The sequence below is a fragment of the Azotobacter armeniacus genome (assembly GCF_054779355.1).
The window spans coordinates 1-22465 of record NZ_BAAGYK010000112.1 but is presented as its reverse complement, the minus strand read 5'-3'; the positions used below and the strand labels follow the sequence as shown (position 1 = coordinate 22465).

Here is a 22465-nt window from a genome sequence, read left to right as displayed (position 1 = left end):
CAGCGACCACACTAGCCGCCGAAGTCGTCAAGCAGGATGTTTTCCCGTTCGACGCCCAGCTCAAGCAGCATCTTGATCACCGCCGCGTTCATCATCGGCGGGCCACACATGTAGAACTCGCAATCCTCGGGAGCCGGATGGTCCTTCAGGTAGTTCTCGTACAGCACGTTGTGGATGAAGCCGGTCAGCCCGGTCCAGTTGTCCTCGGGCTGCGGATCGGACAGCGCCAGGCGCCACTGGAAGTTCGGGTTCTCCGCCTGCAGCTGATCATATTCCTCGACGTAGAAGGCCTCGCGCATGGAGCGTGCGCCGTACCAGAAGCTCATCTTGCGCGTGGACTTCAGACGCTTGAGCTGGTCGAAGATGTGCGAGCGCATCGGCGCCATGCCGGCACCACCGCCGATGAACACCATCTCGTTGTCGGTATCCTTTGCGAAAAATTCACCAAAGGGACCGTACACCGTGACCTTGTCACCCGGCTTGAGGTTGAACACGAAGGAGGACATCTTGCCCGGCGGGATATCGTCGCGGTTCGGCGGCGGCGAGGCGATGCGGATGTTGAACTTGACGAGGCCCTTCTCTTCCGGGTAGTTCGCCATGGAGTAGGCGCGGATCGTCGTCTCGTCCACCTTGGACACGAAGCGCCACATGTTGAACTTGTCCCAGTCGCCGCGGTACTCCTCCTGGATGTCGAAGTCCTTGTAGTTGACCACGTGCGGCGGGCACTCCAGCTGGACGTAGCCGCCCGCGCGGAAGTCCACGCTCTCGCCTTCCGGCAGACGCAGTGTCAGCTCTTTGATGAAGGTGGCGACGTTGGGGTTGGACTCGACGGTGCACTCCCATTTCTTCACGCCGAAGACTTCTTCCGGCACTTCGATCTGCATGTCCTGCTTGACCGGAGTCTGGCAGGACAGGCGCCAGCCTTCCTTGGCCTGACGGCGGGTAAAGTGCGACTCCTCGGTGGGCAACATTTCGCCGCCGCCCGACTCGACGACGCACTTGCACTGCGCGCAAGTGCCGCCGCCACCACAGGCGGAGGACAGGAAAATGTTGTTCGCAGCCAAGGTCTGCAGCAGCTTGCCGCCGGCTGGCACGGTAATGGTGCGCTCGGCGTTGATCTCGATGTTCACGTCACCGCTGGACACCAGCTTGGCCCGGGCGGCGAGAATGATCACCACCAGCGCCAGCACGATGGCGGTGAACATACCGATGGCGAGGAATATTTCGTAACTCATCTGCTCATCCCGTCCTTACAGCTGTACGCCGGAGAAAGACATGAAGCCCAGGGACATCAGGCCAATGGTGATAAAGGTGATCCCCAGCCCCTGCAAGCCCCCAGGTACATCGCTGTACTTCAGCTTCTCGCGGATGCCGGCGAGCAAGGCAATGGCCAGCGCCCAGGAGAAACCCGAACCGACGCCGTAGACCACGCTTTCCGAGAGGCTGTAGTCGCGCTCGACCATGAACAGGGTACCGCCCATGATGGCGCAGTTCACCGTGATCAGCGGCAGAAACACGCCCAGCGCGTTGTAGAGCGAAGGCACGTACTTATCCAACAGCATCTCGAGGATCTGCACGATGGCAGCGATGACGCCAATGTAGCTGAGCAAGCCGAGGAAGCTGAGATCGATGTCCGGCAGGCCCGCCCAGACCAGCGCCCCATCCTTCAGCAAGTAGGTGAAGATCAGGTTGTTGGCTGGCACCGTGATGGTCTGCACCACCACGACAGCGATGCCGAGGCCGATGGCGGTTTCCACCTTCTTGGAAATGGCGATGAAGGTGCACATGCCGAGGAAGAAGGCCAGTGCCATGTTCTCCACGAACACGGCCTTCACGAACAGGCTGATGTAATGCTCCATTAGTAAGCCTCCTTGTTCGAGACCTGCGGGGCCAGACGGTAGGCCGGCTTCTCGACCTGACCTTTCTTCCAGCTACGCAGGCCCCAGATGATCAGGCCGATGAGGAAGAACGCCGAGGGCGGCAGCAGCAGCAGACCGTTGGGCAGATACCAGCCACCATCCTTGATTGCAGGAAGGATGGTGTAGCCGAGCAGCTTGCCGGCGCCGAACAGTTCGCGGATGGTGCCCAGCACGACCAGCATGACGCTGTAGCCGAGACCGTTGCCGATGCCATCGAAGAACGACAGCAGCGGCGGGTTCTGCATGGCAAAGGCCTCGGCACGGCCCATCACGATGCAGTTGGTGATGATCAGGCCGACGAACACCGAGAGCTGCTTGGACAGCCCGTAGGCGAAGGCCTTGAGCAGTTGGTCGACCACGATCACCAGCGAGGCGATGATCACCATCTGCACGATCATGCGGATCGAACTGGGGATCTGGCTGCGGATCAACGAGATGAACAGGTTGGAGAAGCCGGTCACCAGGGTCAGGGCAATCGACATCACCAGCGCGGTCTTCAGGTTGGAAGTGACTGCCAGGGCCGAACAGATGCCGAGGATCTGCAGGCCGATCGGATTGTTGTTGAAGACCGGATTTAACAGGACTTCCTTGATAGTCGGTTGCGCCATGCTCAGGCCCCCCCATTGCGCAGGTTAGCGATAAACGGGCCGAAGCCCTTCTGGCCGAGCCAGAAGCGCAGCAGGTTCTCGACGCCGTTGCTGGTCAGGGTCGCGCCAGCCAGGCTATCCACCTGATGGATGGCCTTCGAGCTTTGCTGATCGACGCCGCCCTTGACGATCTCCACGGCCAGCTTGCCCTCCTCATCGAATAGGGTCTTGCCCGGCCACAGGCCCTTCCATTTCGGGTTGTCCACTTCGCCGCCCAGACCGGGGGTCTCGGCGTGCTGGTAGAAGCCCATGCCGACCACGGTGTTCAGATCGCCCTTGAGCGCCATGAAGCCGTACAGAGTCGACCACAGACCGTAGCCGCGCACCGGCAGGATCAAGGTGTCCAGTTGGCCGTCCTCCTCCACCAGATAAACGGTGGCGAAACGCTCACGACGCTTGATCGAGGCCATGTCCTGTTCGCCCGGCAGGACGTCGGACAGCTTGGGATCCTTGGCCGCCTTGAGCGGATCGAAGGTATTTGCATCATGCGCCTCGCTGTACGTGCCGGACTCCAAGTCCACCACCTTGGCGACGATGCGCTCCTTGTACAGCGCCTTGACCTGCTTGCTGGACAGTTCCGCATCGCCCAGCCCGGCGATGGCCAGGATGCTACGCTGCTTGTCCAACTGACGGTTCTCGACCTGGGTGGGTTTCAGCGCCACGGCTGCGCCGGCGACGAACACCGAGCACACCAGGCAGACTACCAGGGCCACCGTCAGCGTGCGGACGGTGGATTCTTTCTGATTAGACATTGCGTGCCAGCCTCCGCTTGATGTTGGCCTGAACGACGAAGTGGTCGATCAGCGGCGCACACAGGTTGCCGAACAGGATCGCCAGCATCATGCCCTCGGGGAATGCCGGGTTGACCACACGGATCAGCACGACCATCAACCCGATGAGGGTGCCGAATACCCACTTGCCGGTATTGGTCATGGACGCCGAGACCGGGTCGGTGGCCATGAACAGCATGCCAAAGGCGAAGCCGCCGACGACCAGATGCCAGTACCAGGGCATGGCGAACATTGGATTGGTTTCGGAACCGATCAGGTTGAACAGGCTGCTCAGGGCAATCATGCCCACCATCACGCCAGCGACGATGCGCCAGGCGGCGATCTTGGTCATCAGCAGTACGCCACCGCCGATGAAGATGGCCAGGGTGCTGGTCTCGCCGATGGAACCATGCATGGTGCCAAGGAAGGCATCCATCCAGCTGGCGCCAGCGCCAACCACGCTCTCGACGCCACCGGCAGCCGCCAGGCTCAGGGCGGTGGCGCCGGCATAGCCGTCAACCGCAGTCCACACCCCATCGCCGGACAATTGCGCCGGGTAGGCGAAGAACAGGAAAGCACGACCGACCAGTGCCGGATTGAGGAAGTTCTTGCCGGTACCGCCGAACACCTCCTTGCCGATCACCACGCCGAAGCTGATGCCCAGCGCCACCTGCCAGAGGGGAATGCTTGGCGGCAGGATGAGAGAGAACAGCACCGAGGTGACGAAGAAGCCCTCGTTGACCTCATGCTTGCGCACTGAGGCGAACAGCACTTCCCAGAAACCACCGACAATGAAAGTCACCGCGTAGATCGGCAGGAAGTAGGCTGCCCCTTGAACGAAGCAGTCCCACAGGCTGTTCGGGTCGAATCCAGCCAGGGCGCCGGTCAGGGCGAAACGCCAGCCGTCCTGGGCCGCGAGCAGCTCGGGGCTCTTGGCGAAAATCAGGTTGGCCTGGTAGCCGGTGTTCCACATGCCGAAGAACATCGCCGGAAAGGTGCAGAGCCAGACAAAGATCATCATCCGCTTGAGGTCAATGCCGTCACGCACATGGGCGGTGGTCTTGGTCACGCTGGCCGGACGATAGAGGAAAGTATCGACGGCCTCGTAGAGGGCGTACCACTTCTCGAGCCTGCCACCCCTCTCGAAGTTGTGCTCGATCTTGTCGAGAAACGCTCGGATTCCCATCAATCAACCCTCCTTCTCAATGCGGGTGAGGTTGTCCCGGAGAATCGGGCCATACTCGTATTTGCCGGCACAGACATAGCTGCACAGGGCCAGATCCTCTTCGTCCAGCTCCAGTGCACCGAGCTTTTGCGCCATCTCGGTATCGCCGACGATCAGGCTGCGCAGCAACTGCGTCGGCAGGATGTCCAGCGGCATCACCTCTTCGTAGTTGCCGACCGGCACCATGGCGCGCGGGCTGCCGTTGGTGGTGGTGGAGAAAGCGAAACGCCGGTCTTCCATCAGCGTGGAGACGAATACGTTGAGCAGTGAATGCTTGTCCGTGCCGGCGCGCAGGTAGTGCAGCATTTCCCGCTCGTCGCCTTCCTTCAGGCAGGACACCTGCAGGTGATAGCGGCCGAGATAGGCAAAGGCACCATGGGCGCTGCGACCGCCAAGCAGCGAACCGGACACCACACGGTTGTAGCCGGGTTGCAGCTCGCCGGCGGTCAACTCGTCTAGATTGGCGCCCAGACGGGTACGCAGCAGACGCGGACGCTCGACCACCGGGCCGCCCAGGGCGGCGACGCGCTCGACCGACAGCCGACCGGTGGTGAACAGCTTGCCGACGGCGATCACATCCTGGTAGTTGATGGTCCAGACACTCTTGCTGGTGCTGACCGGATCGAGAAAATGGATATGGGTACCGGCCAGACCTGCAGGATGCGGACCGGCGAACGCCTCGGACCGAACCTTGGCCAACTGCTCGCCGGGCAAGGCGACGCGGTCGGCCTTGCACAGGTAGACCCCGGCGAGATTGGCGAGCACCTTGAGGCCGCTCTCGAAATCCGCCGCCTGCTCGGCGATGATCACTGCAGGATTCGCCGCCAGCGGATGGGTGTCGATGGCGGTGACGAAGATCGAGCTGGGCGTCGCGTCGACCGCTGGCACACGGCTGAATGGCCGGGTACGCAGTGCGATCCACAGGCCGGAGCGCAACAGGTTCTCACGCACCTGCTCACCGCTCAGGCCTTCCAGCTGCTCCGGCGAGTACTGGGCGAAGGTTTCTTCTTCGTTACCTTCCAGGTCGATGACCACCGACTGCAGGACACGCTGCGCGCCACGATGGATGGCGCTGACGACACCTGCCCCCGGTGCGGTGTACTGAACCCCCGGAGTCTTCTTGTCGCTGAACAGGACCTGACCGAGCTTGACCCGGTCGCCAACCTGAACATTCATGGTTGGCTTCATGCCGTGATAGTCGAAGCCTATCACCGCTACGCTATGGACCGGTCTCGCAGCTTCTATGCGCTGCGTCGGCTCACCTGTTATGGGCAAATCGAGCCCTTCTTTGATTTTGATCATAGGTTTTAGGCCTAACCCACTGACTCCAACAACATATAAGAAACTCAAAGAACGCAGACGAGGGACAAGCAACGGTGAACCGCGACCTTTCCAGCGCTCCGCAGCCTTCGAATCCAGGAAAAAAATCCGGTCAATTATAAGGATGCTCCCGGATGATGGCCACCCAAGGGCTTGTTTTTTACACTGTCTAAAAGGGAGTTTTTCTGTCCACGCCCCCTCCCCACAACGCCGGAAGCGGCGGAGGAAAGGAATGGAAAGCGGAAAACAAAAACGGGAGCCCATAGGCTCCCGTTCTGCAGTCGACGCAGCGATCAGCGGGGGAAGGTTGGCGGATTGACTCCGGCCATTTCCTCCAGCACGCGCACCACCTGGCAGCTGTAACCGAACTCGTTGTCGTACCAGACATAGAGCACGGCACGGTTGTCGGTGCAGATAGTGGCTTCGGCATCCACCACGCCGGCATGACGGGAGCCGACGAAGTCGGTGGAGACCACCTCGGACGAGTTGACGAAGTCGATCTGCTTGTGCAGGTCGGAGAACATCGCCACTTGGCGCAGGTATTCGTTGATCTCTTCGCGATTAGTGGATTTCTCCAGGTTCAAATTGAGGATCGCCATGGAGACGTTCGGCGTCGGCACACGAATTGCGTTGCCGGTCAGCTTGCCGGCCAATTCCGGCAGCGCTTTGGCTGCCGCGGTGGCTGCACCGGTTTCGGTGATAACCATGTTCAGCGGAGCGCTGCGACCGCGACGGCTGCCTTTATGGAAATTATCGATCAGGTTCTGGTCGTTGGTGTAGGAGTGCACGGTCTCCACGTGACCATTGGCGATGCCGAACTTGTCGTTCATTGCCTTCAGCACAGGCACGATGGCATTGGTGGTGCAGGAAGCCGCGGAGACGATTTTGTCCTCGTCGGTGATATCGCGGTGGTTGATGCCGTGCACGATATTCTTCAGGGCACCCTTGCCCGGAGCGGTCAGAACCACGCGGGCGACACCCGGACACTTCAGGTGCTGGCCAAGTCCCTCGGCATCGCGCCACTTGCCGGTGTTATCCACCACAATGGCGTCCTTGATGCCGTATTGGGTATAGTCGACGGAGGTCGGATCGTTGGAGTAGATCACCTGGATCAGGTTGCCATTGGCGAGGATGGTGTTGTTTTCCTCGTCCACAGTGATGGTACCCTCGAACGGGCCATGCACTGAGTCGCGACGCAGCAGGCTGGCGCGCTTGGCCAGATCGTTGTCAGCGCCCTTGCGCACGACGATGGCGCGCAGGCGCAGGCCCTCGCCGCCGCCGGTCTTCTGGATCAGGATGCGTGCCAGCAGGCGACCGATACGACCAAAGCCGTACAGCACCACATCGACACCCTTGTGCGGCGCGGTGTTCTGCTTGCCGGCAACCTCTGCCAGCTCGTCGCGGACGAACTGCTCGACCGGACGACCAGCACCAGCCTCCTTGTACTTGCCGGCCATCTTGCCCAGATCGACCGAAGCGGCGCCGAGCTTCAGCTCACTCATCGCCTTGAGGATCGGGAAGGTATTGTGCACCGAGAGTTCGCTCTCGTCGCTCTGGCGGTGACGAGCGAGACGGTGGGCCTTGAGGATGGCAATCACGGAGCGGTTGATCAAGCTACGGCCGAAGATTGAGGTCACCACATTGTTATTGCGGTAGAGCTGGCCGATCAACGGGATCATCGCTTCAGCGAGAGCTTCACGGTCAATCCATTCACCAAGACACTGGTCGGGCTTCTGATTCACGGGTGATACCTTCCACATGTAGGGGCTAATAAAAAGAACTACATTATGATCATGCCGACACGGCTCGACAATCTGCAGCGGATGAAACACTGACAGCAAAGCGTGCGGATAGTTACAATCGACCGGATATCAATTTTCCACCGGAGCCACGCCTCCCTGTGTCTGTACTGCGTATTCCGAGCCTGCCGGCCGCACCCGGCAAACAACACTGGGGCAACCTGCAAGGTACGGCGCTCTCTCTGGCGATCGCCGAGGCTGCCAGCGCCGCCAAGCGATTCACCTTGCTCCTCACCGCTGACAGTCTGAGCGCCGAACGCCTGGAACAGGAACTTCGTTTCTTCGCCCCGGAGCTTCCGGTGCTGCAGTTCCCGGACTGGGAAACCCTGCCCTATGACCTCTTCTCACCCCATCAGGACATAATTTCCCAGCGCATCGCCAGCCTCTACCGCCTGCCGGAACTGAGCCACGGCGTGCTAGTGGTACCGGTCACCACTGCGCTGCACCGCCTGGCGCCGAAGCCCTTCCTGTTGGGCAACAGCCTGGTACTGGACGTCGGCCAGCGGCTCGACGTGGAGCAGATGCGCCAGCGCCTGGAGGCGGCCGGCTACCGCTGCGTGGAGACTGTCTATGAGCACGGCGAATTCGCCGTGCGCGGTGCGCTGATCGACCTCTTCCCCATGGGCAGCGAGCGGCCCTACCGCATCGACCTGCTCGACGACGAGATCGAGACCCTGCGCACCTTCGACCCGGAAACCCAGCGCTCGATCGACAAGGTCGAATCGATCCGCCTGTTGCCGGCCCGCGAATTCCCGCTGCAGAAGGAGGCGGTCGCCACCTTCCGCGCCCGCTTTCGCGAGCGCTTCGACGTCGATTTCCGACGCTGCCCGATCTATCAGGACCTCTCCAGCGGCATCACCCCAGCCGGCATCGAGTACTACCTGCCGTTATTCTTCGAGGAAACCGCTACCCTCCTCGACTACCTGCCGTCCACCACCCAGGTGTTCTCCCTGCCCGGCATCGAACAGGCTGCCGAACACTTCTGGAACGACGTGCGTAACCGCTATGAGGAGCGCCGCCTTGACCCGGAACGCCCTCTGCTGCCGCCCACTGAGGTGTTCCTGCCAGTGGAAGACTGCTTCGCTCGCCTGAAGGACTGGCCGCGGGTGGTCGTCTCGGCAGAGGACCTCGAACCCGGTGTCGGCCGCGAACGCCTGCCGGCGCGCCATCTGCCGGCGCTGGCCATCGATGCCAAGGCCAGCCAGCCACTGGCAGCCCTGGCGGACTTCCTGGGGGAGTTCCCAGGCCGCGTGCTGTTCACCGCCGAGTCGGCCGGGAGACGCGAAGTCCTGCTGGAGCTGCTCGCGCGCCTGAACCTGCGCCCGCAGAGCGTGGACGGCTGGACAGGCTTCCTCGCTGGCACAGAGCACTTGGCCATCGCCATCGCCCCGCTGGACGAAGGCCTTTTGCTCGACCAGCCGGCTCTGGCGCTGGTTGCGGAAAGCCAGCTGTTCGGCCAGCGAGTGATGCAGCGCCGGCGCCGGGAAAAGGCCCGCGACGGCGGTGACAACGTCATCAAGCATCTCACCGAGCTGCGTGAGGGCGCGCCGGTGGTGCACATCGACCACGGCGTCGGCCGCTACCACGGCCTGATCACTCTGGAGGTCGAAGGCCAGGCCGCTGAATTCCTCATGTTGGAATACGCCGAGGAAGCCAAACTCTACGTGCCAGTGGCCAACCTGCACCTGATCGCCCGCTACACCGGTAGCGACGATGCCCTTGCCCCGCTGCACCGGCTGGGTTCGGAACAGTGGCAGAAGGCCAAGCGCAAGGCCGCCGAGCAGGTCCGCGACATCGCCGCCGAGTTGCTCGATATCTATGCCCGGCGTGCCGCCCGCGCCGGCTTCGCCTTCAGGGACCCGACCGCCGACTACGAGACCTTCAGCGCCAGCTTTCCCTTCGAGGAAACTCCGGACCAGCAAGCCGCTATCGACACGGTACGCACCGATATGCTGGCGCCCCGGCCGATGGACCGCCTGATCTGCGGCGACGTCGGCTTCGGCAAGACCGAGGTGGCCATGCGCGCCGCCTTCATCGCCGTGCACAGCGGCCGGCAGGTGGCCGTGCTGGTGCCTACCACCCTGCTCGCCCAGCAGCATTACAACAGCTTTCGCGATCGCTTTGCCGACTGGCCGGTGAAGGTCGAAGTGATGAGCCGCTTCAAGTCGGCCAAGGAAGTCGAAGGCGCCATCACTGCATTGGCCGAGGGCAAGATCGACATCGTCATCGGCACCCACAAGCTCCTCCAGGACGACGTCAAGTTCAAGAACCTGGGCCTGGTGATCATCGACGAGGAACACCGCTTCGGCGTGCGCCAGAAGGAGCAGCTCAAGGCCCTGCGCAGCGAGGTGGACATTCTTACCCTGACCGCCACGCCGATCCCGCGCACCCTGAACATGGCCGTCGCCGGGATGCGCGACCTGTCGATCATCGCCACCCCGCCAGCACGCCGACTGTCGGTGCGCACCTTCGTCATGGAGCAGCAGAACACGCTGATCCGTGAGGCGCTGCTGCGCGAATTGCTGCGTGGCGGCCAGGTCTATTACCTACACAACGAGGTGAAGACCATCGAGAAATGCGCCCGCGAGCTGGCCGAGCTGGTGCCGGAGGCGCGCATCGCCATTGGCCACGGACAGATGCGCGAGCGCGAGCTGGAACAGGTGATGAGCGACTTCTACCACAAGCGCTTCAACGTGCTGGTGGCCTCGACCATCATCGAAACCGGCATCGACGTGCCCAGCGCCAATACCATCGTCATCGAGCGCGCCGACAAGTTCGGCCTGGCCCAGCTGCATCAGTTGCGCGGGCGGGTCGGACGCAGCCATCACCAGGCCTACGCTTACCTGCTCACCCCGCCGCGCAAGCAGATGACCGAGGACGCGCAGAAGCGCCTGGAAGCCATCGCTGGCGCCCAAGACCTCGGCGCCGGTTTCGTCCTGGCCACCCACGACTTGGAAATCCGCGGCGCCGGCGAGCTGCTCGGCGAGGGCCAGAGCGGGCAGATCCAGGCGATTGGCTTCACCCTCTATATGGAAATGCTGGAGCGCGCGGTCAAGGCCATTCGCAAGGGCGAGCAACCGAGCCTCGAGCAGCCGCTGGGCAGCGGTCCGGACATCAACCTGCGGGTGCCGGCACTGATCCCCGAGGACTACCTGCCGGACGTGCACGCCCGCCTGATCCTCTACAAGCGCATCGCCTCGGCGGCCGACGAGGACGAGCTCAAGGAGCTGCAGGTGGAAATGATCGATCGCTTCGGCCTCCTGCCCGAACCGACCAAGCACCTGATGTGCCTGACCCGGCTGAAGCTGCAGGCGGAGCAGCTCGGCATCGCCAAGATCGACGCCGGGCCTCAGGGCGGGCGCATCGAGTTCGCCGCCCATACCTGCGTCGATCCGCTGGTGCTGATCAAATTGATTCAGAGCCAGCCGAACCGCTACAAATTCGAAGGCGCCACCCTGCTCAAATTCCAGATCCCCATGGAGCGCCCGGAAGAACGCTTCAATGCCCTGGAGGCGCTGCTCGAGCGCCTGACCCCGCAATCCGCTTAAGGACAGATCCCATGCGTGCGCTACGCCTGCTTCCCCTGCTGTTCGTCCTGCTCGCCCCAGCCGCATTTGCCGAGGGGCTCTACCAGGTCGAACTGATCCTGTTCCGCCAGCCCGGCAATCCGCTGCCTGCCGGCCAGCCGCCGGCAGAGAACTGGGCAGCCGGAGCGCAGACCCTCAATGACGCGAACCGCCGGACACCTTCACTTGAAGAGCAGGCTGCCAAGCTGTCCGCGACCAATGGCTACAAGGTGCTGCTGCATCAGGCCTGGCAGCAGCAACTGGGCGGCGTGCCGAGCCGGATGGCACTGAGCTCCGGCAAGGAGCGTCACGGCCACTTTCCCATCGAGGGCACGCTGAGCCTGACCCAGGGCCGCTATCTGGACATCGCGGCGGAGTTCTGGATCAACCGCTTCGACAATACCGGCTTCCTCGCAGGCAGCGAGCGCCTGAAACAGACGAGCCGCCTGTCCGTCGGCCAACTCACCTTTCTCGATCACGGCAACCTGGGCCTGCTGATCCGGGTGAACCCGCTCTGACGCTCTCCTCTTACAAATGAAAAAGGACCGCCCGCAGCGGTCCTTTTTCATTTTCACGCCCCCGAACGGCTCAAGCCGCCAGCACGCGCCCCAGCACCGCCTTGGCCTTGCCCATGCCCCCGCCCAGGGCGCGCTCGATGTCGTCCATGGTGATCAGCGCCGAGCCCTTGCCCGCCCCCGGGTTTACCACCAGCGCCAGGCAGGCGTAGGGCAGCCCCAGCTCGCGGGCCAGCACAGCCTCGGGCATGCCGGTCATGCCGACGATGTCGCAGCCGTCCCGCTCCAGACGGACGATCTCGGCGGCGGTCTCCAGGCGCGGTCCCTGGGTGCAGCCGTAGACCCCGTGCCTGCTGAAGGCGCAGCCTTCGACGGCCAGTGCCGCGATCAGCCGCTGGCGCAGCGCCTCGTCGTAGGGATGGCTGAAGTCCACGTGGGTGACGGTATCGAGATCGTCCTCGAAGTAGGTATGCGCCCGGCCGAAGGTGTAGTCGATGATCTGGTGCGGCACGCAGAAGTGCCCGGTGTCCATCGACGCATGGATGCCGCCGACCGCATTGACCGCCAGGACGGCCGTGGCGCCGGCCTGGCGCAGCGCCCAGAGGTTGGCCCGGTAATTGACCCGATGCGGCGGAATGCGGTGCGGATGGCCATGGCGCGCCAGGAACAGCACCTCGCGGCCGGCGTACTCACCGCGGAGGATGTCCGCCGAAGGAGCGCCATAGGGCGTCTCCTGTGACAGAGACTGACGAATGCTCAGCCCGTCCAACTGGGTCAGACCGGTGCCGCCGATGATTGCATGAACCGTCATCTCATCTCCTCAATCGATCAGCCGGGCCTGGCGCAGACTCTCGAGCGCGCGCAGCCAGCGTGGATTCTGCTTGTAGTCGATCCCCGGGAAGGCCCGCCGGCGCATCCGCGCCAGTCGGGGTGCCGGCTTCACGCCGAGGCGCTGCAGGGCGGACAGGGCCAGCTCGGCCGCCGCCCGGTCGTTGCACACCAGCCCCATGTCGCAGCCAGCAGCGAGTGCCGCCTCGATCCGCGCCGCCGCATCGCCGGCCACTTGGGCGCCGGCCATCGATAGATCATCGCTGAACACCACCCCGTCGAAGCCCAGCTCGCCGCGCAGGATGTCCTGCAGCCAGCGACGGGAGAAGCCGGCCGGCTGCGCATCCACCTGCGGGTAGATGACGTGCGCTGGCATCACAGCATCCAGCTGCCCGCCGAGGCGCTGGAAGGGCAGCAGGTCCTGGCCACGAATCGCCTCGAGACTGCGCTCGTCGGTGGGAATGGCCACATGGGAGTCGGCCTCCGCCCAGCCATGTCCCGGGAAATGCTTGCCGGTGGCGGCCATGCCGGCGGCGTGCATGCCGCGGACGAAGGCTCCGGCCAGGCGGACGACCGCCTGTGGATCGCCCGCAAAGCCACGCGAACCGATCACCGCACTGCGCCCGTAGTTCAAGTCCAATACTGGAGCGAAACTGAAGTCCAGCCCCCCCGCCAGCACCTCGCTCGCCATCAGCCAGCCGCACTCCTCGGCCAGCCGTTCAGCCTCGTCGTAGCCGACCAGCGCGCCCATCGCCGGCAGACGGACAAAGCCCTGGCGCAGGCGCTGCACGCGGCCGCCCTCCTGATCCACGGCGAGCAGCAGGTCGGGACGCACGGCCCGGATCGCCGCACAGAGCTCGCGGACCTGGGCGGGGTGCTCGATATTACGGGCGAACAGGATCAGACCGCCCACCTCGGGCTGGCGCAGCAAGCGGCGATCCTCGGCCGTCAACCAGGTGCCGGCGATGTCCAGCATCAAAGAGCCTTGCATGAAAAATCCTTAAGTGAGATCGGCCGCCGCCCACCCGGGGCACGGCGCTTCTTCGATCCGCACGCGACAGTGCAGGGGCACGCGCGGGTAGAGCTCCAGCAGGTCGGCGTTGCGCAGGCGCACGCAACCATGAGAGCGCGGCACCCCCATGGGCTCGCTGTCCGGCGTGCCATGGAGATAGATGTAGCGGCGGAAGGTATCGACCGCCCCGAGCCGATTGCGCCCGACTTCGCAGCCGCTCAGCCAGAGGATCCGGCTGAGGATCCAGTCGCGACCGGGAAAGGCCTCGTGCAGTTGCGACGTCCAGACCTCGCCGGTCCAGCGCCGCCCGCGCAGCACCGCTCCTGCCGGCAGCCCCTCGCCGATCCTGGCGCGCACCTGATGCAGCCCGCGCGGCGTACAGCCGGAACCGGACAGCTCGCCGGGGCCATTCAGTGCGGTGGAAACTGCTAGGCGCAGAAGCAGACGGCCGTCGGCAAAGCCGTACAGAGCCTGATCCGCCAGGGAAATATGGATAAGATCGAGAGGTCGCATGGGCGGCTAGCTTAGCCGATCGGGACGACGACGCCCACCGCCCCGCTACTCGTCCGCACCGGGTGGAGCGGGACGAGCCGCGCTTCTGGAGGACACTGCCACCTTGCCGCGCGGTTTGGGCTTGGCACTGGCCAGTTGCGGATCATGGATGGCGCTCTCCGCCCGCATACCGGCGGCAAGAAAGGGCACCAGCAGACGCATCGCCTGTTCGCTGGAGGTCTGCACATCGAAACTCTCCTCGGCGAAGGCACGCAGCATATCGATTCCGGACAGGCTGAAGGTGGCCGCGCCGAGCATGAAATGGGTGCGCCAGAACAGCTCCAACGGCGGAATCCGCGGCACCGCCTCTTGCAGCAGCAGCAGGTAGCGCCGGAAGAGCTTGCCGTACATGTCCTCGAGGTAGCGCCGCAGATGCCCCTGCCCCTGGCTCAGGGCCAAGCCGAGCAGGCGCATGAAAATGGCCAGGTCGCCGCCGCTGCGCGGACGTGCCGACCGCACCTGTTCGATGGTGATCTCCAGCAGCTCCTCCAGGCTTATGCCGCGCTCCGGACCAGCCTGGCGACGATCCAGCTCGCGCTCCAGACTGGCACAGAAAGGGCCGAGAACCCGGGAAAAGACCGCCTCGATGAGCGCGCTCTTCGAACCGAAGTGATAGTTCACTGCCGCCAGGTTGACATCGGCCTTGCTGGTGATCAGCCGTAGCGAGGTTTCAGCGAATCCCCGTTCCGCAAACAGCTGCTCCGCTGCGTCCAAGATGCGCTCGACAGTTTCCGAGTGGGGCATGCTTCCTCCGCAGGGTGACGACCCTGTCATTTTTTAGCCGCCATTGTATTTCAATTCGAACACTGGACTGAGCGGGGATTGCCAGCGTAGCCGTGACGAAAGGTTGCCAGCCAAGTGATACTGTATATAATTCCAGGACCTGGATAAAAAGACAGAGCAGCCTCCATGTTCAAACTGACGCCTCGCCAAGTCGAAATCCTTGCCTTCATCAAGCGCTGCCTGGAGGAAAATGGCTATCCGCCGACCCGAGCGGAGATCGCCAGGGAGCTCGGCTTCAAGTCGCCCAACGCGGCGGAGGAGCACCTCAAGGCCATGGCGCGCAAGGGGGCGATCGAAATGACCCCGGGCGCCTCCCGCGGCATCCGCATCCCCGGCAGCGAGGCCGATAGCGAACCGACCAGCCTGCCCATCATCGGCCGGGTCGCGGCCGGCGCACCGATCCTCGCCCAGCAGCACATCGAGGAAACCTGCCAGATCAACCCCCACTTCTTCCATCCCCGTGCCGACTACCTGCTGCGGGTGCGCGGCATGAGCATGAAGGACATCGGCATCTACGATGGTGACCTGCTCGCCGTGCACACCTGCCGCGAGGCACGCAACGGCCAGGTCGTGGTGGCGCGCCTCAACGACGAGGTCACGGTGAAACGCTTCAAGCGTGAAGGAGACAAGGTCTGGCTGATTGCTGAAAACTCCGAATTCGCCCCGCTCGAGATCGATCTGAACGAGCAGGACCTGACCATCGAGGGATTGAGTGTCGGCGTGATACGCCGCTAGGAGGAACCATGTCGCTCCCGCTCCCACAGCCGCTGAAACCTTCGCAGTTGATGCTATTCAAAGCGGCTCTGGCCCAGCAGCCGCCCCACAGCGAGAAGGGAACGCCAGGATCAACCCACGCAGGGGAGGCAGAGCCCTTCAGCGAACTCAGCCTGCGCGGCGGCGCCGGACAGTGCCTGTTCCTGCTCGCGCCCATCCTGCGCGAGCTGAGCCAGGGCGATGACGGACGCTGGCTGACCCTGGTCGCGGCCCCCGCCAACCTGAGCCACGGCTGGCTGCGCGAGGCCGGCCTGAATCGCGAGCGGATTCTCCTGCTGCAACCTTCTCAGGGACAGGAAGCCAGCGAGCTGGTCTGCGAAGCCCTGCGTCTGGGGCGCAGCCACACGGTGGTCAGTTGGCTCAGTCAGATCAATCGATCGACCCGGCGCCAACTGCTCCAGGCAGCCCGGATCGGCCAGGCACAGAGCCTGAACATTCGCCTGGGCTGAAGCCTGCACGGTGAGACGGCGGGAGGCAACCGACTGCCGTCGCCCGCCCCGCGGGCGGATCCGGATTCAGTGCAGAACCCGCGGCAGCTCGTCGCTCTCGAAGTCGCCCTCGGCCAGACGCCCCGCCATTTGCACACCCACGTTCAGCATGGCCTTGGCCACCTCGATGTGGTGGCCTTGCAGAAAGGTCTTCGCACTTTCGGAAAAGTCGAGGACGACCAGCTCTTCTTCGTCATCGGCACGACGCAAGGCAATGCGCCCATCGGGCAGTTCGACAATTTCGAGAAAGGACGTAGGCATGGGCTCTGCTCTTGGGAAAGGCTGGACATTGTAATGTAACAGTCGGTCCCGGGCATCCCTGGGTGACCGCTTCGCCCCTTCCCTGCCGACTCAGCACTCAGTCATGGACTCGCGAAAGCGCAGGGTCAACTCTTTGAGCAATTGGTGCCATTGCTCCAGCTGCGCGGCGCTCAGGGCCGGCGCCTGCTCCACCTCCTCCAGTCTGAGCGCCTCTATCAGCGGCAATCCAGGATCGACTCTGGCCTTCTTCGGCGTCTGCGGCGGCTGAAACAGCCGGGCGTATTCGGCCAGCAACTGCGCCAGCCAGGTCTCCGGCTGACTGGCCAGCTCCACCAGCTCAGCCAATTCCGGACAGGGAGCCGCGCTCAGCAGCTCGCGACTCAAGAGCCGCTCGACCTGTGGCGATCCGGCCTCGGGCAGACGATAGAAACCGGCGATTTCATGGCACAGTCCAAGCAAGGCGCCATACAGATGGAAGAGCACCGCTTCGCCCTGCGCCAGGACCTGCGCCTGAGCATTCAGCGCCCGGCTTTCCTCCGCTTGGCGCAGGGATACCAGTGCCAGGCCAGCAAAATAGAGTTTCTGGTTGGTACGAATATAAAGCTCGTGGGCCATGGCGGCGCCCTCCGGTTCAAGACAGCCACTGTATACCGGGCTGAAGTGCAATTATGGACCCGCAGCGCGGACGGCACCTGCCGTCCCCGACGGTGGGTGCCCCGCAGGCAGGAAAAATCGGCGAACGACGCGGATCAGCGCTTGTCCTCGACCCTCCAGCTGCCATCCTGATAGAAGGCACGCCAGCCGCTGGGCTTGCCCTCGACCTCGCTCTGCACGTACTGCTCCTTGGTCTTGCGGCTGAAACGGATCACCGCCGGGCGTCCCTCCGGATCCCTGGCCGGAGCTTCCAGCAGAAAGTGGTACTTCGTATCGAGCTCATCCCGGTGCGGAAGCAGCTCCAGGACCAGCGGCGCGCGGGTCTCGCGGTTCTTCGGGAACTGGCTGGCTGCGAGAAACAGGCCGGAGGCACCGTCGCGCAACACGTAGACGTCGTCGACCTTCTCACAGCGGAGTTCCGGCATCTTCACTGCATCCATCTTCGGCGGAGCCGGCTCGCCGCTCTTCAGCAGCTTGCGGGTGTTCTTGCAGGCGGCGTTGGTGCAGCCGAAGAACTTGCCGAAACGCCCGGTCTTGAGCTGCATCTGGCTGCCACACTTGTCGCACTCGAGGCTCGGGCCCTCGTAGCCCTTGATGCGATACTGGCCTTCCTCGATCTCGTAGCCGGAGCAGTCCGGATTGTTGCCGCAGATGTGCAGCTTGTGTTGCTCGTCGAGCAGATAGGCGTCCATCGCCGTGCCGCACTTCGGGCAGCGGCGCTTGTGACGCAGCAAAAGCGATTCGGACTCGCCCTCGTCGTCCGCGGCGATCTCATCGCCCGGAATCAGGTTGATGGTCGACTTGCAGCGCTCCTTGGGCGGCAGACTGTAGCCCGAGCAGCCCAGGAATACGCCGGTCGAGGCCGTACGGATCATCATCGGTCGGCCGCATTCGCGGCAGGGAATGCCGGTCAGGGTCGGCTGGTTGGCACGCATGCCCGAGTCGCTGGACTCGGCGGCATCGAGCTTCTTACGGAAGTCGCCATAGAACTCGTCGAGCAGATGTTTCCAGTCACGTTCGCCCTGGGCGACGTCGTCCAGGTGCTCTTCCATGCTGGCGGTAAAGCCGTAGTCCATCAGGCTGGCGAAGCTTTCGGCCAGCCGCTCGGTGACGATGTCGCCCATCTTCTCCGAATGGAAGCGGCGGTTCTGCAGGGTCACGTAGCCTCGCTCCTGGATGGTGGAGATGATCGCTGCATAGGTGGACGGCCTGCCGATCCCGCGCTTTTCCATCTCCTTGACCAGGCTAGCCTCGCTGTAGCGCGCTGGCGGCTTGGTGAAATGCTGGCTGGGATCGAGCTTGAGCAGATCTAGGCGCTCGCCCTCGCCCATTTCCGGCAGCACGTCGTCCTCGCCGGGCTTGGCCAGCTGCGGCAGCACGCGGGTGTAGCCGTCGAACTTGAGGATGCGGCCCTTGGCGCGCAGCTCGAAGGCGCCGGCTTGGACGCTGACGTTGGTCGACAGATATTCGGCCGGCGGCATCTGGCAGGCGACGAACTGACGCCAGATCAGCTCGTAGAGACGCTCGGCGTCGCGCTCCATGCTGGACAGCTGGTTGGGCCTCAGGTTGACGTCGGAGGGGCGGATTGCCTCGTGAGCTTCCTGGGCGCCCTCCTTGCTGGTGTAGACGTTAGACTTGGCCGGCAGGTATTTCGCACCGAACTCGCCTTCGATGAAGCCGCGAGCCATGGCTAGGGCATCAGCCGAGAGGTTGGTCGAGTCGGTTCGCATGTAGGTGATGTAGCCAGCCTCGTACAGGCGCTGGGCCATCATCATGGTCTTCTTCACCGAGAAGCCCAGGCGGTTGCTCGCCGCCTGCTGCAGGGTCGAGGTGATGAAGGGCGCCGAGGGCTTGCTGCGGGTCGGCTTGTCCTCGCGCTTGGCCACTGTGTAGCTGGAGGCCTTGAGCTTCTCCAGCGCGGCCAGCGCCTGAGCCTCGTTGAGCGGGCGGAAGGCCTCGCCGTTCTCTTTCGCCACCTCGAAGCGCACCTTGTCGCCCCGGGCGGTGCCCAGATCGGCATGGATCTCCCAGAACTCCTCCGGGATGAAGACGCGGATCTCCCGCTCGCGCTCGACGATCAGCTTCACCGCCACCGACTGTACGCGGCCGGCGGACAGACCGCGGGCGATCTTCTGCCAGAGCAGCGGCGAGACCATGTAGCCGACCACCCGATCGAGAAAGCGCCGCGCCTGTTGCGCGTTGACCCGGTTGATGTCCAGCTCGCCCGGCTGGGCGAAGGCTTCCTGGATTGCCTTCTTGGTGATCTCGTTGAACACCACGCGCCGGTAGCGGCTGTCGTCGCCGCCGATGGACTCGCGCAGGTGCCAGGCGATGGCCTCCCCCTCGCGGTCCAAGTCGGTGGCGAGATAGATGGTGTCGGCTTCCTTGGCCAGGCGACGCAGCTCGTCGACCACCTTCTCCTTGCCCGGCAGGATCTCGTAGTGGGCCTTCCAGCCGTGTTCGGGGTCGACCCCCATGCGCGCGATCAGCTGGCGCTTGGCCTTCTCCCGGGGCGACAGCGCCGGCGCCTCGGCCGCGCTCTTGCCACGCTTGGCCGGCTCCTTGGCGGTACTGGCCGAGCCGCTGGTGGGCAGGTCACGGATGTGGCCGATGCTCGACTTCACCACGTACTGGCTGCCCAGATACTTGTTGATGGTCTTGGCCTTGGCCGGGGATTCCACGATGACCAGCGATTTACCCATGGATCGGAGTGTTCCTAATTCGAAAGATGAAAGCGGGGGAGCGTCTATCGGCCTGCCGGGTCAGTGCTTGAACGCAAGTTCGGCCGAACGAGGTTCCGAGACAAGGCGCTGTGACGGGTCATAGCCGGGCTATGGCAAGGAGCGGCAACGCAGTATCAGGGCCTCGGACGCCGAAAGTGACTCATCGAACCGACCGCAAGGCTCTAGCTTGGCGCTATATATAGTGGCCGCCGACGCGAGGTCAAGGGCAGCACGGTCGTACTTGTGGCTCAGATGGCTGGAAAAGCCGGGGTTTCCGCTCGAATCAAAGCAAAGCGCGGCATCTGGCGGCCGTCAACTTCGACGCTTCCGGCGAACATCGCCAGCGGCCGGACCCACAGCCCAAAATCGCCGTACAGGGCCTGGTAGACCACCAGCTCCTCCTCGCTTTCGGAGTGCCGGGCCATACCGAGCACGCGGTATTCGGCCCCCTTGTAATGGCGGTAGAGACCGGGTTGCATAGTCATGGCGTCCTCACGGTGGTGAATGCGCCCAAGAGACGCGGAAACGCAAGACCGGGGCACAGGGCCCCGGTCTCACAAGTAGCGGCTGGATGGCTTCAAACGCGTTCGAAGACGGTGGCGATCCCCTGGCCGAGGCCGATGCACATGGTCGCCAGCCCCAGGGTGCCGCCCTTCTGGCGCATGATGTTCAGCAGGGTGCCGGAAATCCGCACCCCGGAGCAACCGAAGGGATGGCCCAGGGCGATGGCGCCGCCGTGCAGGTTGACCTTGTCGTCCAGCAGATCGAGCAGCTTGAGGTCCTTGAGCACCGGAATGGCCTGGGCGGCGAAGGCCTCGTTGAGTTCGACGAAGTCGATGTTGGCCATGGACAGCCCGGCCCGCGCCAGCGCCTTCTGGGTGGCCGGCACCGGACCGTAGCCCATGATCGACGGATCCACCCCGACCACCGCCATGGCGCGCACCACGGCCAGCGGCTGGATGCCCAGATCGCGGGCACGCTGGCCGGACATGACGATCATGCAGGACGCGCCGTCGGTGATCTGCGAGGAGCTGCCCGCGGTGACGGTGCCGTTCTTCGGATTGAACACCGGCTTGAGCTTGGCCAGCCCCTCCAGGGTGGTGTCCGGGCGGATCGTCTCGTCCTGCTCGAAGACCCGCAGCAGGCCGTGCTCGTCGTGGCCCTCGGTCGGCACGATCTCCTCGGCGAAGTGGCCCTCGACCGTGGCGCGGTGCGCCCGCTGGTGCGAGCGCAGGGCGAAGGCGTCCTGCTGCTCGCGGCTCACGCCGTGCATCATCGCCAGCATCTCGGCGGTCAGCCCCATCATCCCGGCGGCCTTGGCCACCTGCAGGGACAGCTTCGGGTTCGGGTCGACTCCGTGGGTCATCGGCAGATGCCCCATGTGCTCGACGCCGCCGACCACGAACACCTCGCCGTTGCCGGTCTGGATCGCCTGCACCGCGCTGTGCAGCGCGCTCATCGAGGAGCCGCACAGGCGGTTGACGGTCTGCGCGCCGCTGCTGTGCGGGATCGGTGTCAGCAACGAAGCCATGCGCGCGATGTTCCAGCCCTGCTCCAGGGTCTGGTTGACGCAGCCCCAGATCACATCCTCGACCTCCGCCGGATCGATCTGCGGGTTGCGCGCCAGCAGCTGGGTGATGAGGTACGCCGAGAGGTTCTCGGCACGGGTGTGGCGATGCATGCCGCCCTTGGAACGGCCCATCGGGGTACGGGCGAAGTCGACGATGACGGCGTCTTGCGGATTCAGACTCATGACTCGGCTCTCCCTCGCTCAGGCAAAGAACGTCCGGCCCTGGCGGGCCATTTCGCGCAGTTTTTCGGTCGGTTGGTACAGCGGCCCCAGGTCGGCGTGACGGTCGGCCAGCTCGACGAAGCGGGCGACGCCGAGGGTGTCGATGTAGCGCAGTGCACCGCCGCGGAAGGGCGGGAAGCCGATGCCGTAGATCAGACCCATGTCGGCCTCGGCGGCCGACTCGACGATGCCCTCCTCCAGACAGCGCACCGTCTCCAGGCACAGCGGCAGCATCAGCCGGTTGACGATCTCCTCGTCGTCCAGCTCGCGCGTCTCGCGGACCAGCGGGCGGAGCAGCTCGGCCACCTGCGGGTCCTCGAGCTTCTTCGGTTTGGAACTACCGTCGTGCTCGTAGGCGTAGAAGCCGCTGCCGCTCTTCTGGCCGAGACGTCCGGCCCCGAGCAGCACGTCGATGGCGGTGGGCCCTTCCTCCTTCATCCGCTCGGGATAACCCTCGGCGAGCACGTTGCGTGCATGCACCGCCGTGTCGATGCCGACCACGTCGAGCAGGTAGGCCGGCCCCATCGGCCAGCCGAACCCCTCCATCACCCGGTCGATGTGCTGGAAGTCGATGCCGTCGGCCAGCAGCCGGGTGAAGCCGGAGAGGTAGGGAAAGAGCACGCGGTTGACCAGGAACCCCGGGCAGTCGTTGACCACAATGGGGGTCTTGCCCATCTTGCGGGCATAGGCGACAGTGGTGGCGATGGTCTGCTCACTGGTCCGCTCGCCACGGATGACCTCCACCAGCGGCATCAGCGGCACCGGGTTGAAGAAGTGCATGCCGCAGAAGCGCTGCGGATGCTTGAGCGAGCCGGCCAGCAGGCCGATGGAGATGGT

General features: G+C 64.0%; 21 protein-coding genes. 4 read left to right on the top strand and 17 right to left on the bottom strand.

The genetic code is table 11. The annotated features are described in order from the left end of the window. Positions 1-11: 11 nt before the first annotated feature. The 7 genes from nqrF to ACYVD0_RS14810 form a co-directional block, all read right to left on the bottom strand. The gene (nqrF, locus tag ACYVD0_RS14840) at positions 12-1235 is read right to left on the bottom strand and encodes an NADH:ubiquinone reductase (Na(+)-transporting) subunit F (RefSeq protein WP_460427520.1); all 1224 of its coding nucleotides are present in this window, start codon (positions 1233-1235) and stop codon (positions 12-14) included. A gap of 15 nt (positions 1236-1250) precedes the next feature. Beyond that, entirely contained in the window at positions 1251-1859 is a 609-nt protein-coding gene (gene nqrE, locus ACYVD0_RS14835; protein ID WP_460427519.1) for an NADH:ubiquinone reductase (Na(+)-transporting) subunit E, read from the bottom strand. Beyond that, entirely contained in the window at positions 1859-2533 is a 675-nt protein-coding gene (locus tag ACYVD0_RS14830; protein WP_460427578.1) for an NADH:ubiquinone reductase (Na(+)-transporting) subunit D, read from the bottom strand. Before ACYVD0_RS14830 ends, nqrE begins: the two co-directional genes overlap by 1 nt. Further along, complete coding sequence (locus tag ACYVD0_RS14825; protein WP_460427518.1) at positions 2530-3318, bottom strand: Na(+)-translocating NADH-quinone reductase subunit C; 789 nt, start codon at positions 3316-3318, stop codon at positions 2530-2532. Before ACYVD0_RS14825 ends, ACYVD0_RS14830 begins: the two co-directional genes overlap by 4 nt. Continuing rightward, on the bottom strand, positions 3311-4522 hold the full coding sequence (locus tag ACYVD0_RS14820; protein ID WP_460427517.1) for a Na+-translocating NADH-quinone reductase subunit B: 1212 nt from the start codon (positions 4520-4522) through the stop codon (positions 3311-3313). Before ACYVD0_RS14820 ends, ACYVD0_RS14825 begins: the two co-directional genes overlap by 8 nt. A 3-nt stretch (positions 4523-4525) precedes the next feature. Continuing rightward, positions 4526-5863, bottom strand: coding sequence for a Na(+)-translocating NADH-quinone reductase subunit A (locus ACYVD0_RS14815; RefSeq protein ID WP_460427516.1), 1338 nt, complete (start codon positions 5861-5863; stop codon positions 4526-4528). A gap of 311 nt (positions 5864-6174) precedes the next feature. After that, positions 6175-7641, bottom strand: a complete 1467-nt coding sequence (locus tag ACYVD0_RS14810; protein WP_460427515.1) for a glyceraldehyde-3-phosphate dehydrogenase — start codon at positions 7639-7641, stop codon at positions 6175-6177. Positions 7642-7781: 140 nt separating this feature from the next. On the opposite strand from ACYVD0_RS14810, the gene mfd reads away from it, so the two are divergent. Next, complete coding sequence (gene mfd / locus ACYVD0_RS14805) at positions 7782-11228, top strand: transcription-repair coupling factor (RefSeq protein ID WP_460427514.1); 3447 nt, start codon at positions 7782-7784, stop codon at positions 11226-11228. Between the two features lie 11 nt (positions 11229-11239). Then, positions 11240-11764 (top strand): CsiV family protein, encoded by a 525-nt coding sequence (locus tag ACYVD0_RS14800; protein WP_460427513.1) that lies wholly within the window; start codon positions 11240-11242, stop codon positions 11762-11764. A 70-nt stretch (positions 11765-11834) separates the two neighbouring features. On the opposite strand, the gene ACYVD0_RS14795 is transcribed toward ACYVD0_RS14800, so the two are convergent. Genes ACYVD0_RS14795 through ACYVD0_RS14780 form a run of 4 tightly spaced genes read right to left on the bottom strand, consistent with a single transcriptional unit; the run spans position 11835 to position 14897 of the window. Then, positions 11835-12572 carry an S-methyl-5'-thioinosine phosphorylase gene (locus ACYVD0_RS14795; RefSeq protein ID WP_460427512.1) on the bottom strand — a complete coding sequence of 246 codons (738 nt, stop codon included), beginning with the start codon at positions 12570-12572 and terminating at the stop codon, positions 11835-11837. Between the two features lie 9 nt (positions 12573-12581). After that, positions 12582-13580, bottom strand: coding sequence for a beta-hexosaminidase (nagZ, locus tag ACYVD0_RS14790; RefSeq protein WP_460427511.1), 999 nt, complete (start codon positions 13578-13580; stop codon positions 12582-12584). A gap of 9 nt (positions 13581-13589) precedes the next feature. Further along, a complete protein-coding gene (locus ACYVD0_RS14785; protein ID WP_460427510.1) occupies positions 13590-14114 on the bottom strand; it encodes a L,D-transpeptidase family protein in 525 nt (174 codons plus the stop codon). A gap of 45 nt (positions 14115-14159) precedes the next feature. Next, positions 14160-14897, bottom strand: a complete 738-nt coding sequence (locus ACYVD0_RS14780; RefSeq protein WP_460427509.1) for a TetR/AcrR family transcriptional regulator — start codon at positions 14895-14897, stop codon at positions 14160-14162. A gap of 165 nt (positions 14898-15062) precedes the next feature. On the opposite strand from ACYVD0_RS14780, the gene lexA reads away from it, so the two are divergent. Together lexA and sulA are read left to right on the top strand one after the other, a co-directional pair. After that, the gene (gene lexA, locus ACYVD0_RS14775; RefSeq protein WP_460427508.1) at positions 15063-15671 is read left to right on the top strand and encodes a LexA family protein; all 609 of its coding nucleotides are present in this window, start codon (positions 15063-15065) and stop codon (positions 15669-15671) included. 8 nt (positions 15672-15679) lie between these two features. Continuing rightward, positions 15680-16159 (top strand): SOS-induced cell division inhibitor SulA, encoded by a 480-nt coding sequence (gene sulA, locus ACYVD0_RS14770; RefSeq protein WP_460427507.1) that lies wholly within the window; start codon positions 15680-15682, stop codon positions 16157-16159. A 66-nt stretch (positions 16160-16225) separates the two neighbouring features. On the opposite strand, the gene ACYVD0_RS14765 is transcribed toward sulA, so the two are convergent. The 6 genes from ACYVD0_RS14765 to ACYVD0_RS14740 all read right to left on the bottom strand — a co-directional run. Then, positions 16226-16459: a hypothetical protein gene (locus tag ACYVD0_RS14765; RefSeq protein ID WP_460427506.1), complete on the bottom strand. Its 234-nt coding sequence runs from the start codon at positions 16457-16459 to the stop codon at positions 16226-16228. A gap of 90 nt (positions 16460-16549) precedes the next feature. Beyond that, positions 16550-17074, bottom strand: coding sequence for a DUF6586 family protein (locus tag ACYVD0_RS14760; protein ID WP_460427505.1), 525 nt, complete (start codon positions 17072-17074; stop codon positions 16550-16552). A gap of 134 nt (positions 17075-17208) precedes the next feature. Next, the gene (gene topA, locus ACYVD0_RS14755; protein ID WP_460427504.1) at positions 17209-19815 is read right to left on the bottom strand and encodes a type I DNA topoisomerase; all 2607 of its coding nucleotides are present in this window, start codon (positions 19813-19815) and stop codon (positions 17209-17211) included. A gap of 269 nt (positions 19816-20084) precedes the next feature. Beyond that, complete coding sequence (locus ACYVD0_RS14750; protein WP_460427503.1) at positions 20085-20321, bottom strand: DUF1653 domain-containing protein; 237 nt, start codon at positions 20319-20321, stop codon at positions 20085-20087. Positions 20322-20413: 92 nt separating this feature from the next. Then, a complete protein-coding gene (fadA, locus tag ACYVD0_RS14745) occupies positions 20414-21589 on the bottom strand; it encodes an acetyl-CoA C-acyltransferase FadA (RefSeq protein WP_460427502.1) in 1176 nt (391 codons plus the stop codon). A gap of 18 nt (positions 21590-21607) precedes the next feature. After that, on the bottom strand, positions 21608-22465 hold an 858-nt coding region (locus ACYVD0_RS14740; protein WP_460427501.1), incomplete at its 5' end, for a 3-hydroxyacyl-CoA dehydrogenase family protein.

What these genes read in the sequence shown, in the direction of transcription:
- nqrF (WP_460427520.1), bottom strand. Translation starts at nt 1,235, where the DNA reads ATGAGTTACGAAATATTCCTCGCCATCGGTATGTTCACCGCCATCGTG.
- nqrE (WP_460427519.1), bottom strand. Translation starts at nt 1,859, where the DNA reads ATGGAGCATTACATCAGCCTGTTCGTGAAGGCCGTGTTCGTGGAGAAC.
- ACYVD0_RS14825 (WP_460427518.1), bottom strand. Translation starts at nt 3,318, where the DNA reads ATGTCTAATCAGAAAGAATCCACCGTCCGCACGCTGACGGTGGCCCTG.
- ACYVD0_RS14820 (WP_460427517.1), bottom strand. Translation starts at nt 4,522, where the DNA reads ATGGGAATCCGAGCGTTTCTCGACAAGATCGAGCACAACTTCGAGAGG.
- ACYVD0_RS14815 (WP_460427516.1), bottom strand. Translation starts at nt 5,863, where the DNA reads ATGATCAAAATCAAAGAAGGGCTCGATTTGCCCATAACAGGTGAGCCG.
- ACYVD0_RS14810 (WP_460427515.1), bottom strand. Translation starts at nt 7,641, where the DNA reads ATGTGGAAGGTATCACCCGTGAATCAGAAGCCCGACCAGTGTCTTGGT.
- ACYVD0_RS14800 (WP_460427513.1), top strand. Translation starts at nt 11,240, where the DNA reads ATGCGTGCGCTACGCCTGCTTCCCCTGCTGTTCGTCCTGCTCGCCCCA.
- ACYVD0_RS14795 (WP_460427512.1), bottom strand. Translation starts at nt 12,572, where the DNA reads ATGACGGTTCATGCAATCATCGGCGGCACCGGTCTGACCCAGTTGGAC.
- nagZ (WP_460427511.1), bottom strand. Translation starts at nt 13,580, where the DNA reads ATGCAAGGCTCTTTGATGCTGGACATCGCCGGCACCTGGTTGACGGCC.
- ACYVD0_RS14785 (WP_460427510.1), bottom strand. Translation starts at nt 14,114, where the DNA reads ATGCGACCTCTCGATCTTATCCATATTTCCCTGGCGGATCAGGCTCTG.
- ACYVD0_RS14780 (WP_460427509.1), bottom strand. Translation starts at nt 14,897, where the DNA reads ATGCCCCACTCGGAAACTGTCGAGCGCATCTTGGACGCAGCGGAGCAG.
- lexA (WP_460427508.1), top strand. Translation starts at nt 15,063, where the DNA reads ATGTTCAAACTGACGCCTCGCCAAGTCGAAATCCTTGCCTTCATCAAG.
- sulA (WP_460427507.1), top strand. Translation starts at nt 15,680, where the DNA reads ATGTCGCTCCCGCTCCCACAGCCGCTGAAACCTTCGCAGTTGATGCTA.
- ACYVD0_RS14765 (WP_460427506.1), bottom strand. Translation starts at nt 16,459, where the DNA reads ATGCCTACGTCCTTTCTCGAAATTGTCGAACTGCCCGATGGGCGCATT.
- ACYVD0_RS14760 (WP_460427505.1), bottom strand. Translation starts at nt 17,074, where the DNA reads ATGGCCCACGAGCTTTATATTCGTACCAACCAGAAACTCTATTTTGCT.
- topA (WP_460427504.1), bottom strand. Translation starts at nt 19,815, where the DNA reads ATGGGTAAATCGCTGGTCATCGTGGAATCCCCGGCCAAGGCCAAGACC.
- ACYVD0_RS14750 (WP_460427503.1), bottom strand. Translation starts at nt 20,321, where the DNA reads ATGACTATGCAACCCGGTCTCTACCGCCATTACAAGGGGGCCGAATAC.
- fadA (WP_460427502.1), bottom strand. Translation starts at nt 21,589, where the DNA reads ATGAGTCTGAATCCGCAAGACGCCGTCATCGTCGACTTCGCCCGTACC.